The sequence below is a fragment of the Bacillus sp. AFS098217 genome (assembly GCF_002551815.1).
Lineage (GTDB): Bacteria > Bacillota > Bacilli > Bacillales > Bacillaceae_G > Bacillus_A.
In genome coordinates, this window is record NZ_NVPR01000020.1 from 1 (window position 1) to 15544 (window position 15544).

Below are 15544 nucleotides of genomic sequence, written 5' to 3' on the forward strand. Positions count from 1 at the left end.
AATTGAGAAAAAGACATTTTCAAAGCCCTCCTTTATAGTAAGGTGTTTAACTGATTGCCATATACCTTCATTACATGAATAGTTTTGATTATTGTACTCATCTAAAAATACCAACCTTCTTGTACGCTTATAATTTTATTATGGGAAAGAAGGTTTAAATGGGACTTAACTACTTCTTAACTATGTGAATGTACTGTTTCTTCCTCTTGTATTTGAGAATCTGAAATATCCTAACCGTTGAACGAGCTGTAACAAAATACTGTATCAAAAATAATCCGTAACATTATTATTAAAATACCTTTTTGTTACACAAAAATTGGATAAATGAATACAGCCCATTGCGAATAATACAACCGGTCTTCTTATAAATAGGCGATATGCATTATCATTTTTTGCTTTTGCACGTGTGATAAAGATATAAAATCCTATACCAAATAAAAAGGGAACATTGTAAAAAATCTTCCTTCTACAAATAAATATAAAAAACGTTGATATGATGCATCAACAGAGTTTGGCGATGGAGAATCTACTTTTAAAAGAAAAAAGGGAACATTCACTAGCAAAATCCCTATCAAAGCAAATCCTCTTAGATAATCTAATATATCTATCCTATTGTTATTAATTTCAGTTTTCATGTTTGTTTTCTATGCTCCTACATTCAAATTTCATTGATTTTTGTCTCTTTACTATTCCATTGAGTGATGCTAGCGTTATTTTGTTGTCAGAAAATTCTCTGTTCTTATTTTTGATTTTTACTGGAAACCCTGATATATCCAAATTTTTCATATTGTAAATTCTTCACCTCAGATTATCTTTCTTCTATCAAATTTGAGAAATCCTATTCATAATATTCACCTTTAATTTTTAATTTTCAATTTTTTAATAACTGTTTTGATACTGATATTAGCATGTGACTGGCTTTCGCCTTTTTACCGTACACTTTTTGAACGTTTTTTACGTCTACAACTGGTTTGTTCATATATATCCTCCTACACTATTTTCTTTTCCTATTGTGCGTTTTTTCGAAATAATCTGCTATGGATTAACCTTACATTTACCTTACATCTTTGTAAGATAAACGAAACGGCTCGATATGTTACTTGTAACATATCGAGCCGTTTGTTATTTTAAAGTATCTCAAAAGACGATATGAAAGACCTATAACTTTTTCAACATTCGCACTTGGATCTGCATCTAAAAATGGTGTAGATTCACCTCTTACCGTTACACTAACTGGCATCCTAACTTCCAATATCAATAATAATATTTCTATGACATTTCAAACAGGTGATCGTATTTCATTAAAAGTAACTACAGGAAGCTCTAATGCTACAACAGATACTGTAATTTGATATTTTTTTAATGTTCTACGGTATCTAAATAAGCGAGAAATTGTACGTTATATCAAACAGTAAAATAAATATCCGGTCCCTTAGCGTACAAGGAACCGGATATTTTGTGTCCAAATTGTGACGTAACGTACAATTTTCTTTTTTTGATATGGTGCCCCCTATAAGTTAATACAATTCCAGCTGCAATGAATATCGAAATCATCATTATCGAAAAAGACGTTATCATATTATCCCTCCTTATTATTGCTTCTCACATTCAAGAGGCATGACAGTTGCTGAACCAGAATTGGTACTATCCGAACTATAAGTATATAAAAAAGTACAATTTTTCTGTTTGTCCCGTAATATCATAACTTCCCTTAGAGCGCTATTTTTTTCACTGAAAACTTTGGATAGGCTACACTGAACTAGANNACTATGACGAAAAATAAAAGGGAAAGAAGAACCTTTACAGCGGAATTTAAGCACCAAATGGTTCAACTGTACCAAAATGGTAAACCAAGGAAAGACATTATTAAGGAATATGGATTAACCCCATCATCATTGGATCGGTGGATCAATCAAAATCATACATCTGGCTCGTTTAAAGAGAAAGATAATAAGACCGCTGAACAACTAGAATTGGAAGCGTTGAGAAAACAAAACAAACAGCTTCTTATGGAAAATGATATTTTAAAGCAAACGGCGCTGATACTAGGACGAAAGTAAAAGTAGTGAAGAATAACCTACATAAATACTCGATATCAGCAATGTGCAATGTCCTACAATTAGCAAGAGCGACGTATTATTATGAGGCAAAACAAGCACAAGATACAGTAGATGAATTGTCACCACTCGTGAAAGAAATCTTCCGAGAGAGCCGTCAAAACTATGGAACACGAAAGATAAAAGTAGAACTAAAAAAGTTAGGGTATGTGATTTCACGTCGCCGTATTGGACGAATTATGAAGGATCAAGGTTTAGTATCTAACTAATGGTGACCTCTATTAGAACAAGTTATTTACTTATATTTTCATTGTTACTGAATCCTACTTCATGAGAAGTTTGTTTATATCCAAGATTGCCTCGTGTGAAAATAAGAACAAGCAAAGCAACAATGCCTAATCCTATCCCGACAAATAAATCCGAATTTTTCAAAACAGGGTTGGTCGAATGAGGTTGTATCAAGCTAAACGTATTTATACTCGTATGAGCCAGCATGACAATAAATAAGTTACCGCGATGGCAGTTATACATCCAAGTGAGAATAATAGAAACCGGCAAACACAGCAAAATAAAAAGCGGCAAATGAAAATAAAGGAGAGAAAGGTCAGAACCTGGTCCGCCCTTTTGTGCAACCGTTAAGAAATGTGGAAGATGCCAAAAAGCCCACAAAACACCCAGTAGTAATGTTGCTTTTAACGGTCCAAACTTTGACTGTAATCGAGGCAAGGCGAACCCCCGCCATCCGATTTCCTCAGGGAGTGGTCCACCTCCAAAGAAGACAGCTACAAAATAGATGGGATAGGTCACAAAAAATTTAGAAGTAAGACCTTGGAAAGTGGGTATCCCTCCATTTAATATCACCATCCCCAGAAACATCACAGCAGGGAGGACGATAAGAGTAAACAAGTACCACTTTAAACCAACTTTAGTCTGTCTGATGCTTTTTCTAATGTTTTTCCATGATTCTTTGCCTTCAATAGTTCGAAACATGATATATGCTGCTAACATAGGTCCTACAAATGCATTGGCAATAAAGAACATATCAAACGATTTTGTTTTAGGAAAAATACCCCATTGAGATAAGATAAATGGAATTAATACAACCCATGAGAATAAATATGCCATTAAAAAAAATGAAGTTAACGGATGGGATTCTAAAAACCTCCTCAGACCTGTTGACGAATTTTTCGACTTTGTTAAATACTTCAACATAATCACCCCTTCAACGAAAAATACTTCGATATGTACTAATTCTTTATGTTTTCATAAAATGCCTTTTGATGTGACATAAAGTTAAGCAATTTGTAAGAAAGACGCGATACTAATAAAACCCCCTAACTTTGCTACATTTTGGGATAAGTTAGGGGATTTTATTTAGCAGGGAACGCAACATCTAAGTTTGAAAAATAGATTCCAGTATATTAAATACAGTCAAAGGGAATTCAATAATGGATACAATTTTTTAGCTTGATGGCGATGAGGTAGCGTCAGGAAAATGCGGATTTACAATGATAAGAGGTCAATCATTATTAAAGCCAGATTTCTCTATAAAATATAAGAAAATCTGGCCTCTTTTTAGAGCTAACACAACTATTAAAGGGAAATTAACCCTATCCTTGTTTCGATGATGTGTGTTATGAGCTTATTATTCTATTTCCTTTCCGAAACACAAAGATTCATCTTTCATTGCCTCTGTTAAATTTGCCCTCAAATCTACCAACCATTCCGGCTCATGGTTCCACTTATCTTCTATTGATCTTAATACACGTACATACCCATACAAATTAGCAAATCGTCTACAAGCTGGTATTAATGACATCATATCATCTGGGATCTCAAATTCAGTACGATATCCGTCCAAAAAGCATTGTTTTTTCTGCTGAAACTTTTCAGGCAAACTACAATCTTGCAAACTCTCAAGTGATTGTTCAATATCCATCACGTACCAGTGATACATGGAGTCGTCAAAATCAATAACGTTACATGATTTAGACTCTTCATCATAGAATACATTATCGTATTCAAAATCATAATGAATCAGTCCAAAATTGTTTTTAGTCATAGGAATTGAGGAAAAATAATCTTGTAATAACCTAGTTTCCTTCAAAGCCGACTTTTCATCTGGAAAATCAACTAGAATATTATGAATCCAATTTAATACGTCGCTATATGACCATCGTTTGTTTTTAGAAGGTTTATACTCACTCGATAGCTGATGAAGCTTTCCTAATGCTTTTCCATAACTGAAAATAACCTTATTACTTAAATCAGTCTTGTTAATCTGTACACCAGATACACGTTTAAAAACAGAGGCAAAATAATCACCCCATGGGGTTTGCATTTCTAAAAGTTTCTCCCCATTCCTTGATACAACAGCTTCCAAAACTCCATACCGTTTGGAACGCAAGTAAGAAATAAAATCTAATTCTGCTAAAATATTTTCTTTGTATTTCTCTGTTCTTGGAGAAAATCTTAAAAGCTGAGTCTTGCCTTGGGATTGAAATGGATAAATCGCATTTGAAGATATTCTATAATACTCAAACATATCAAGCGATTGTTTATCGTATTCCCAATTTCCCAATAGCATTTCCGCTAAATCCACATTGTTAAAGAGATATTTTAATTTCAACATAAACGGACAACTCCTTATTTTTTATTGTTTCATTTTTTGTTTAATTTTTTCTCGAAATCTCTTCTCCTAGTATTTAATCTTTGTAATTCAGCTAACTGTTTTTGATAACTATTAACTCTGCTTTGACTCAACCTTTTATCATTTATGGCTTTTTGAATGGCACAGCCTGGTTCTTCTCGATGTTGACAATTCTTAAATTCGCAATCGTAACTCAATTGTTTGATTTCCTCAAAACTTTGGTCAAGAATCTCTTCATCTCCCCAAAGTTGCAATTCTTTAACACCAGGAGTATCTACAATTATGCCGCCCGTTTGAAGGAATATAAGTTCACTATTAGTCGTTGTATGTCTTCCTTTACCCGTAGACTTACTAATTGCCTGTATTTTTTGTTTTTCATCACCAACCAAGTAGTTAGTTATTGTTGATTTCCCAACTCCGGATGATCCAAGAAATATAACTGTCTCTCCACATCGTAAATATTTTAAGAAAACATCCATATTTACATTTTTTTCAGCACTGACAGAAAAAACAGGAACTTTATCTGCTATTTCTTTTACTTGGATTATATAATCGTCAATACTAAAACATAAGTCTGCTTTGTTTAGAATAATTACCGGTTCAATTCCACTGTTAAAAACCAAAGTCAAAAATCTTTCCAATCGACGAATTTCAAAATTATTATCTAAGCCAATAACAATAAATGCTGTATTAATGTTTGAAGCAATTACTTGTTCTTCTGTTTTTCCTCCTTCAATAACACCTTTTTTAAATTTTCTCCCTCCAGAGATAGGAAGCTTCCTTACATAAGCATTTTCTCTTGGTAAAATAGCATGAATGAATGCATGATTATTTTCTTTAATCTCATACACTACCCAATCTCCAACTGCCGGGAAATCTTTATTTAATAGAGCATTATACCTAAACTTACCAGTTATTCTAGCTGTAATAATTGATTCCCCTTCAACCGTTATCAGATAATTGTCCTTTTTTTTGGATGTAACTCTACCTGCTTTTAGACCTTTTTGTTTAAAGGATTTAAAATGTTCCTCAAAATTAGCATTCCAACCTTGTGAATGTAGTTGCATTAAGTTTGCCTCCAGTTATAAATTTTGAGAAGAATAACTGGAATTTACATTTATATAAGAGCATTTTGTTTAATACGAAAATAGACAATAAAAAGGCCACAGGGTATATAAAACAACCCTGTGGCTACACATTCCGTTCTTTACAAAAAGCCAATTCTCACCATCGCCATGCTCTTTTTATAAATAAATCAAAAACTCTATTTTTTTAATCCGCATGAGTGAGATGCAATAAATATAATTCCAAGGTTATCTTCATTAAATTAGTCATTGCTTAATCTCACTCCCTTCAGTAATTGTAAGAAAATTATAACATTTGAATCATTGAAAAATCAATAGCTTATCCTGTCCAAGAGCAAATATTTTTTAAAAGAAGGAAATCCCGCTAAAGTAAACTTTCTATAGAGTGCAGCTCTTGACACACTTGTAATTTCACAAATTTGATTTACAGTCATATTTCCTTCTTTATATAGCTTTACTGCATAATTCATTCCTGCGTGATTCTTATGATACTTCTTTAACCGACCTTTAAACTTTCCTTCTTTCTTAGCCAACTCAATCCCTTCACGTTGTCGCATTCGAATAAGATCTCGCTCTAATTGGTTAACACCAGCCATTACTGTTATTAAGAATTGGCTATATGGATTATCTTCTGATAAATCTAGCCATGTATCCTTGAGAGATTTTAGGCTTGCTTTTTTACTTCGTATTAAATCAATCAATTCAAATAAATCCTGCGTACTACGAGTAATCCGAGTTAAGTCTGTAACATAAATAATGTCACCTTCTTGTAAATCCTCTAACATTTTTTGAAGTTGCTTCCGATCCTTTGTTGCTCCAGAGACTTTTTCTTCAAAAATAATATCCATTCCGATTTCGTTCAGTTGTTGAAATTGCCTTGAAGGATTCTGGCTAGTCGAACTGACTCAGCATCCCTTATTATGGGGAAATTACGTTCTTATTCAAGACAAAACAGCTTAACTACAGCCTTACGTGAAATGGGACGAATAGAAAAAACGATCTTTATTCTTAATTACATTTCGGATGAATCTCTAAGAAGAAAAATACAAAGAGGATTGAATAAAGGAGAAGCCATGAATGGACTGTCAAGAGCTATATTCTTCGGAAAACAAGGAGAGCTTAGGGAGCGAACCATACAGCATCAATTGCAAAGAGCCAGTGCCTTAAACATAATTATCAACGCTATAAGTATCTGGAATACTTTACATCTAACAAAAGCAGTTGAATATCAAAAACGGTCAGGTAGTTTTAATGAAGAATTATTGCACCATATGTCACCTTTAGGCTGGGAACATATTAATTTACTAGGAGAATACCATTTTAATTCGGAGAAAATGGTCTCGTTAGATTCTTTAAGACCATTGAAGCTTTCTTAACGTTGTTAAAAATGGGGGAATCGTCTTGGAAATTTGCTTAGTGTTGTAAATCCGCATTTTCCTGACGGTATCCCATGCCCATCAACTTAAGAATTTTATAACACCCCAAAACAAAAAATTGTACATTTTCACCTGGAAGTTTCAATTTTCTCGTTTTGGTGTATTTGCTTTTCTTAGCTTGATTGTGATGGGACGGTACCCCACATCCATCAACTTAAGGATTTAGACTATTTTTGAAGTTAAAAGCACGTTACTATTCTCTTATGTTAATGAGAAAGGGTGACGTGTTTTTTATGAATATGAACCAAAAACAAGAATTATCTTTATTTGCTGAAGAGTTATATCGATATATGTCTCCCGCTACGCTTAATCAATTAGCTATAGAAGTAGGCGGGATGAAACGAAAACGTAAGTGCCACGGGCACCATTTCTTATCTTTGTGTGTATGGTTAAATCAACAAGTCGCTACTACCTCTCTTACTCAACTTTGTAGTCAACTCGAAACTTCAACTGGAGTTTTATTAAGTCCAGAGGGACTTAATCGACGATTTAACTCGGCTTCTGTAGCCTTCTTTCGAACTGTATTTACTACACTTCTACAAGCTAAAATTGGAGGAGTATCTAAGATTACTCATTCTCTTTCTGCTTATTTTAAGCGGATTCGTATTCTTGATTCTACAACCTTTCAAGTTCCAGATCGTTTCGCAACCGCTTATCCTGGTGCTGGAGGATGTAGTCATAAAGCTGGTGTGAAAATTCAATTAGAGTACGATTTGTTGAGTCGCGAATTTTCTGATGTGAAAATTGAACCAGGAAAACGAAGTGATCAGGCGTATGGTGCCACTCGAACAGGCATGACACAAAAGAATGAACTATATATTCGTGACTTAGGATATTTTCGTTTACAAGACTTTAAGTCTATCCAAGATAAGCAAGGATATTATTTATCACGTCTTAAGTTACCAACTAAAATATATAGAAAAGAATTCAAAACAGTGGTATTTAAAACAAAACCCGCTCAATTAAGACCGGTATATGTACAAATTCATTTGGAAGACATCATGAAACAATTACAACCTGGCCAAGTGTATGAATTACGTGATGTATATGTAGGGAGTAAAGACAAACTGCCTACTCGCATTGTGGTTTATAGATGTACCGAGGAGCAAAAACAGAAACGCCTACGCGATCGAGCGATTCGCGAAAAGAAAAAAGGGATTATATATACAGAGCGTACGAAACTTTTACAAGGAATTACGGTATATATGACAAATATTCCTACGGAATGGGTACCAAAAGAGAAAATCTATGATTTATATTCACTACGTTGGCAAATTGAACTGTTATTTAAAATATGGAAATCTTGGTTTCAAATTCATCGTTGTAAATCTATTAAACAAGAGCGATTAGAATGTCACCTTTATGGACAACTCATTAGTATTTTATTATGTTCTTCTACTATGTTTAAGATACGAGAACTCCTGTTACGTAAGAAACAGAAAGAGCTAAGTGAATACAAAGCGATGTACATAATTAAGGATTATTTTCTACTTTTTCATCAAGCATTACACAAAAACACCCAAGAGCTATCAAAGGTTCTCCTTCGTCTGTTTAACCTCCTACAGCACAACGGACGGAAATCTCATCGATACGAGAAAAAGACAGTCTTTGATATTTTGGGTGTTGTTTATGAGTATACCACTTCTACTCACCAGGTAGCATAGTAAAAAAATTGAAACCCGTCAGGGTTTATTTGGTATGCGTACTTTTATAAAATCTATAAAAGATTATAAAAAACTACGTGGAAAGACCAAACTTTATATAAAAATACACTTTAAGTTGATGGATGTGGGGTGCTACCCCATAGATTCTGTTTTTTCTGGTAATTTCTTCGTAAATTGATATAAAGCAATTGCTCCTAAAATAACAAGTATACCTTCAGGAGCATCTAATAACACAGTTTTCCATGTTCCTGAAATTAATAACTCATTACCTGTAGAAGATTTATAATATCCCTCTATATAACCGATAGTAAATTGAATTACAGATAAAAAGATAAATAAACCTAAACATCTTCGAATCCCTTTTTTATTTGTAAACATATTTTCCCCTCCTTTATAATTGCATATTGATATATAAAGTTATTGTAAATATTATTAAATTTTCTGTCAAGGTGACCGGAGTAGAAAGGATTTTTAAATGTCCTGTTATTTTTTAGGCTAGTGGTCCCGCCGCATTGCTAACAAGCTAAAATTTTATAGTACCCCCAGAACGAAATTTTGTGCTAACTTGTAACAAAAAAGCTCATTTTTTCGTTTTGGAGAACAACCAATTTCTTAAGTTGATGGCAATGTATCGCAACTATACAGAAGAGGAAAAGAAGCTGCTTAAGAAATTCTATAGAGTACTGGCAAGAGAGTTTCATCTAGATATAAACAAAGATAGTGAGAAGCTATGATACTTGTGAATAAATTAAAAGTTCAATGGGGCTTGTAGTAGTCTTTATCTACCATAATACGACAAATTTTAAGACAAAAGAAGGAAATACAATTCATTTATTAGATGGCTTGATATAAAAAGAGTAGGTAATGTTACACCTACTCTTTGAAAAATATATTTTTTAGATTTGCTGAAAGATTGTAGTTCAGTAAGCTTTTTAATTAATGCACCATTATAGGTTTTTTGAGAAGAAGGGACTATATTTATGCTTTAATCGCCATTCATAATCGGACTTAATTATTTGTTCTAAGGAGTACTGAGGTTGCCATCCTAATATCTCTTTTGCTTTTATACAATTTGCTAAAACATTAGCAGGATCACCGTTACGTCTTTCTACAAATCGATAGTTTAATGTTTGTTTCGTCACGCTCTCAACTTTTTGTGCAATCTCTAATACAGAATATCCTTTTTCGGTACCTAAATTGAATAAATTCGAATCATTACCAGATAATAAATATCGCATACCCAAGGTATGTGCATTTGCTAAGTCTAAAACATGAATGTAATCTCTAATACATGTTCCATCTTTTGTGTCATAATCATTTCCGAAAATTAATAATTCGTTATTTTGTCCTAAAATGGTTTTATTTGCATTTGGAATAATGTGAGTAGGATTTAACATCGCTAAACCATTTGACGCATCCAATTCTGCTCCAGCAACATTGAAATACCTGAATATTACATATTTCATGTCGTATCTATTAGCTACCCAATGAATTAATTTTTCTCCTGCTAATTTTGTTTCTGCATATGGATTAACAGGTGATGTTGGTGTGTTTTCTGTTGCAGGTGAATGGATACAATTGTCACCATAAACAGAAGCTGTTGAAGAGAACATAATATTTTTAATGTTATTTTCAACCAAGGCTTCTAATACCATTTGAAGACCCAAAACGTTAGCATTATAATAATCAAATGGTTGTTCCATACTTTCTTTTACAATTATTTTACCAGCACAGTGTAAAACAGCATCCACTTGTAGTTTGGATAATAAAGCAGAAAATTCTGTTTTATTCGTTACATCTAATTGGTAAAATTCAGCTCTATTGTCAACAGCTTCTCGAAAGCCTGTGCTTAAATCATCGACTACAATCACATTAAATCCGTAATCTAGCATTTTCTTTGTAGTATGCGAACCTATGTATCCTGCACCGCCAGTTATTAATATTGTCTGATTCATATTTTTAAGCTCCTATTATAATAGTATGTACTGTTTTTTATTTGACCATTAATTAATAATTTGATGTATTTTTCCGAAATTATTGTAATGATCTTCCAATAATATAGCATATTATTGGAATTTGTTCCATGCAGGAATTAAGTTTAAAGGGGGCTCATCACATCGCTATCAGGCTAATAAAACAAAATTCCCTAAAATACAAAAATACGCTATTCTTTCTGTAGAATCATAGGAAAGGATGGCGTTTTTGGCATGAACTTATCGGCTTTTGATGAACTAGAATTGTTTTCTAAAGAGTTGCACCGATATATGTCCCCTGATGCTTTAGATCAATTAGCTAGAAAGGTAGGATTTGTTCAACGAAGAAGTAAATATAGCGCACAAGAATTAGTGGCTCTGTGTGTTTGGTTAAGCCAAAACATAGCTCATACTTCATTGACACAACTATGTAGTCGATTAGAAGCTAACACAGGCATTTCTATGAGTCCAGAAGGACTCAATCAACGTTTTAATTCTCAGGCTGTTCAGTTTTCACAACAACTCTTAGCGCATTTACTTCACCAACAATTTTGTTCTTCTAGCAAGATTTCAACTTTGTATACAAACTATTTTCGGCGTATTCGTGTATTGGACTCTACACATTTTCAGATTCCAGATAAATTCACCTTTACATATCAAGGCTCAGGTGGTAGTGGTCAAAATGCTGGCGTGAAGATTCAACTAGAGTATGACTTACTAAGTGGTCAGTTTCTCCATGTTCATGTAGGATCAGGAAAGCACAATGATAAAACTTATGCTTCTACTTGTTTAACATCGCTTCAACCGAACGATGTATGTATACGTGATTTAGGATATTTCGACTTAAAAGATTTACATACTATAAGCGAGTGTGGCGCTTATTTTATTTCACGATTAAAGCTCAATACACGTATATATCAGAAGAATAAAGAGCCTGAATACTTTCAAAATAGAACAATAAAAAAGCATTCTGAGTACATCCAATTAGATATGGAGCAATTCATTGACCAATTACAATCAGGTGAAACATATGAAATTCCTGAGATTTATATTGGAATGTATCAAAAGATTAATAAACTGACACTTCCACCCCTAAAGGACAAGTTGGCTAACGCCAGTGAAATTTTTACTACCAAAGGTAAAGTCTATTCCTTCCACTCGTAAAATAACCAAGGTAGCGAAAGAACTTCTATTCGCTGAACATCTAGGGGTATTGCTAACAAAAAATAAACTACTTCAAAACGATAAAATTGAGAAATTTTCACTTTTTATTTTGGGGCAATTCTTAAGTTGAGGGCAATGGGGTCACCATACATTTAATAATAATTTCAAAATAGACAAAAACACTTGTCTTCGACAGAAGGACAGGTATTTTTGTCTATTTTATTTTCTATATGTGTTTCATAGCCTGACTAAGCCTAGTGAATTAAGGAGTTTCTTTGAAAGTAAACCTAAATGGTATTATTGACGAAATTAAAGATTATTTTAGTTTATGGTGAGAAATAATAAAATAAAGAAAGTGAAATAGCTTGTAAATGCTGCTATAGATGCATTTACAAGCTTATGATTTAAATGGTTACAATGTTATGTTTTAAATCACATTTTTGTGTGTAAGTTAAAGCATAAATTGTCCAATTTGGACAGTTTATGCTTTATTTTTTATATGGACAATTTTGTTTTATTTAGTATAGTTAATTCACTTATCTCGGCTGAACCTCTTAAATCTTTGAATATATAAAAGGCTACAGAAATTTTGCTTAGCGTGGGTTTTATGTCATTTGGTTGGCGGGACCCACATCCATCAACTTAAGAAAAGTAAACACCTCCTAATAAAAAAATCCCATAGGTGTTTTGCAAATCCTTTAATTATCCATCGACTACAATCGTACATATTTTGCCGACGCTTGTCGTTTGCATAGACGCAAGAATAAAAAATCAAATAAAAAAGATAGAGATACAAATCTCTCTATCTTTTATCAGTGGGGATGGAAGTTTCACTTTATTCTTTTTATCTTTAACTTCATTATATTTACCGTGAATTCAAGTTTATCAACAATCCCTTTTTCAAAAGTTTTATAAAAAGCATTATTTGATATTGCAATAAAGAACAACATAAGAAAAAACACTTTTGCATTCCCATCTACCGAAGTACCTTTAATTCCCCATTCCTCCAGTGTTTTCCCTCCTATATTTACTATAGAAAACGCCCCAGAAATATATGTAGCAAAAAAATGTACCTGATAAAACCTTTTTAAAAATGTATTTGAATCATGTCTCCAAGTATAGATAAAGTGTAAAACGAATGAAAATATGGCTGACAATATACTAGATATTATTAACATACAAATAAATATTTCTACTGAATCTGGATCTATAAACCTAGTAACAAATGAATCTGCAAAATTAATAATATCCATTCCGAATATTACTGCAAAAAAATACAAAATCGAATAATATAAATAAATAAACATATTGCTCATCTCCTGAAAAATAATGAATTTTAAATTACTCTTAGAAGTCAGCTGAGATACGTGTAAAACTAAGGTCATAGGGATACATTATTTACTAAAAACTATTTTCTGAATATATTTGTAATATAAACGTTCGTTTTTATTTAAAAATATGAAATACCCTAACTGATGAACTAGATGTAACAAAATACTCTATCAAAAAATAATCCGTAACATTATAAGTGCAATACCTTTTTTCCATATCAAAACCTCATGTTAGAAATATATATATAATACAGGCTGTGAACTGAAATTACATGTATCTTGGTCAACAAACCCATCTTTTTAATGCTTTTCTTTCATACACTCTCGCTAATATAGTCTACTTTTCTAACAATTGTAATTCAAACTATATTTTTAAAAAATAAAAACCATAAAAACCAAAATTTAACGCCTCCCTAAGAGAGAAGCTTAATTTTGTTAAGGGATATAGCCATATTTTTAAAACTCACTATACTAAGGAGTCCCGTCAACCAAATGACATAAAACCCACGCTAAGACATTTTTCGGAAGTAAAAACTTTGATTTTTGTACGCTAAGAATTGTAACTAAAATGAACGTTTTTGTTACAATGTTAGTTTCAAGAAGCGTTAGCTTTTATTTAGCCAATTTAGTTGTAACAAAATAGTGTATCAAAAATAATTTGTCACATTATTAATCATAATCCTTTTTGTTGCGCAAGAAATTCTATTATATCAAGCTTTCTTTTCCTTAGCGTGGGTTTTATGTTAGTACGTTGGCTGTACCCTAATATAAGAGAATAGAAATGTAGTTTTAACTTTAAAAATAGATTCTAGTTACTTATATCAACATTTCTCATGAAATACCATTTTGGATTCTTTTTATGCAGTTTTATCAAATAATATACACAGAAAACAAGTGCTATTGCTGAGATGATAAGATAGGCCTTATCCTGATAAGCCTCCATGTTAGCATTTGCATAGAATAAATGCTCTTTCCCCATACTATCATCGTTAAATTTAAACAGCGTCTCGGACGCGTTATAAACTCCATGAACTACCATGCTTTTATATATAGAATTACTATCAACAGCAACTAAGAATAATAAAAATCCCAAACAAAGAGCATACGTCAAAAATATTGGTTTAAATCCACCTAAGGAATGCATAAGAGAAAATAGAATAGAAGTGAAAAGAAAGACAAATAAAAGATTGTATTTTTTCACGAGCCATTTCGTTAAAAAACCTCTAAAAACAAGCTCCTCTGCGCCACCTTGAATAAGGTAAGTAACAAAACATAATAAAACATATGGATAAACATTAAAATTAGAGATTTGCTCTGTAAATCCAATTTGAACATTAAACATAAGAGCGTAAATATAAATACCTACAAAATTGATAAATAGACCAATTGCTACACCACTAAATATATTTGCCATAACTCTATATGACCGATCTCTTGTAAATCCTATACTCGAAATCGGATTCTTAAATATGTAAACATACACTAACAACAGTAGCCATATTCCAATAAAAGTACGCATGACCCCTACAAAACGATATGCAGAACTAGTTTCTGGAATTAGATTTTGAATAGGTTGGAGCAAAATGCTCACTGTTGCTTGCGTTCCATAAAAGAGAACCATTATACCAACACCGCACAACAGAAAATATATCCAATTAGGTATTTTATCTATAAATTTATTATTATTTTTGCCTACTTTATTTTTAAACATCCATAAGCTTTCCATACATGAATCCTCCTATATATTATCTGGAACTAAATTTTAGGTAATTGTTATTACTTTATATGCCCCTATTATCATATCGAAACAGTAAATGAACCATCTAATAATCTTACATAAACATGACAGTTTTGTAAGATAGCCCATTTTTAAACGTATCTCGAATGGACGAAAGCTCTGTTTGTTTCAACTCCTAAGTTGACCGACATGTAGCATGCCCTCGTAAAGGAATTCAACATGTTAGATATGACTAATATGTTAGGCATTTTTACTGTAATTAATCTTAAAGAATCTCCTTATTTCTATAAAAAAAACACTTGTTTTAAATGTTTTTTTCATTTTTGTTTTCCTTCCTTAGTAAAGTTTAGATTACATTACTTAAACGTAATACTGTAAAAGAATAAGCACCGAGAAATCGCCGTAACTTCTTTTTGTCTTTTCACATCATGTTGTTCTTCACTCTT

8 protein-coding genes and 6 pseudogenes are annotated in these 15544 nt (G+C 32.5%); 4 read left to right on the forward strand and 10 right to left on the reverse strand.

Annotated features, from left to right (window positions below; translation table 11 throughout):
- Positions 1 to 324: 324 nt before the first annotated feature.
- Both COO03_RS05215 and COO03_RS26310 read right to left on the reverse strand, forming a co-directional pair.
- Positions 325 to 635, reverse strand: a pseudogene (locus COO03_RS05215) (heparan-alpha-glucosaminide N-acetyltransferase domain-containing protein); the annotation flags it as partial.
- A gap of 257 nt (positions 636 to 892) precedes the next feature.
- Positions 893 to 979: pseudogene (locus COO03_RS26310) on the reverse strand (bacitracin ABC transporter ATP-binding protein); the annotation flags it as partial.
- A 790-nt stretch (positions 980 to 1769) separates the two neighbouring features.
- Between COO03_RS26310 and COO03_RS27445 the strand changes: the two are divergent.
- Positions 1770 to 2320, forward strand: a pseudogene (locus COO03_RS27445) (IS3 family transposase); the annotation flags it as partial.
- Positions 2321 to 2348: 28 nt separating this feature from the next.
- On the opposite strand, the gene COO03_RS05235 reads toward COO03_RS27445, so the two are convergent.
- From COO03_RS05235 to COO03_RS05250, 4 genes and pseudogenes are all read right to left on the reverse strand, one after another.
- Complete coding sequence (locus tag COO03_RS05235) at positions 2349 to 3269, reverse strand: CPBP family intramembrane glutamic endopeptidase (protein WP_097895712.1); 921 nt, start codon at positions 3267 to 3269, stop codon at positions 2349 to 2351.
- A gap of 433 nt (positions 3270 to 3702) precedes the next feature.
- A complete protein-coding gene (locus COO03_RS05240; RefSeq protein WP_097895714.1) occupies positions 3703 to 4689 on the reverse strand; it encodes a phosphotransferase enzyme family protein in 987 nt (328 codons plus the stop codon).
- 29 nt (positions 4690 to 4718) lie between these two features.
- Entirely contained in the window at positions 4719 to 5774 is a 1056-nt protein-coding gene (gene rsgA / locus COO03_RS05245) for a ribosome small subunit-dependent GTPase A (RefSeq protein ID WP_097895716.1), read from the reverse strand.
- A gap of 329 nt (positions 5775 to 6103) precedes the next feature.
- A pseudogene (locus COO03_RS05250) lies at positions 6104 to 6697 on the reverse strand (recombinase family protein); the annotation flags it as partial.
- Between COO03_RS05250 and COO03_RS05255 the strand changes: the two are divergent.
- Both COO03_RS05255 and COO03_RS05260 read left to right on the forward strand, forming a co-directional pair.
- Positions 6692 to 7168 (forward strand): annotated as a pseudogene (locus COO03_RS05255) (Tn3 family transposase); the annotation flags it as partial. The pseudogenes COO03_RS05250 and COO03_RS05255 sit on opposite strands and share 6 nt — an antisense overlap.
- A 293-nt stretch (positions 7169 to 7461) precedes the next feature.
- Positions 7462 to 8892, forward strand: a complete 1431-nt coding sequence (locus COO03_RS05260) for an IS4 family transposase (RefSeq protein WP_141523342.1) — start codon at positions 7462 to 7464, stop codon at positions 8890 to 8892.
- 132 nt (positions 8893 to 9024) lie between these two features.
- Here the strand turns inward: COO03_RS05260 and COO03_RS05265 are convergent, their stop codons facing one another.
- A complete protein-coding gene (locus tag COO03_RS05265) occupies positions 9025 to 9270 on the reverse strand; it encodes a DUF3937 family protein (RefSeq protein WP_097895721.1) in 246 nt (81 codons plus the stop codon).
- A gap of 569 nt (positions 9271 to 9839) precedes the next feature.
- A complete protein-coding gene (gene galE / locus COO03_RS05270) occupies positions 9840 to 10847 on the reverse strand; it encodes a UDP-glucose 4-epimerase GalE (protein ID WP_097895723.1) in 1008 nt (335 codons plus the stop codon).
- Between the two features lie 252 nt (positions 10848 to 11099).
- Between galE and COO03_RS05275 the strand changes: the two are divergent.
- Positions 11100 to 11972: pseudogene (locus COO03_RS05275) on the forward strand (IS4 family transposase); the annotation flags it as partial.
- 887 nt (positions 11973 to 12859) lie between these two features.
- Here the strand turns inward: COO03_RS05275 and COO03_RS05280 are convergent.
- Positions 12860 to 13336, reverse strand: a complete 477-nt coding sequence (locus tag COO03_RS05280) for a hypothetical protein (protein ID WP_097895724.1) — start codon at positions 13334 to 13336, stop codon at positions 12860 to 12862.
- Between the two features lie 832 nt (positions 13337 to 14168).
- Positions 14169 to 15086, reverse strand: a complete 918-nt coding sequence (locus COO03_RS05285; protein ID WP_097895726.1) for a CPBP family intramembrane glutamic endopeptidase — start codon at positions 15084 to 15086, stop codon at positions 14169 to 14171.
- Between the last annotated feature and the right edge of the window lie 458 nt (positions 15087 to 15544).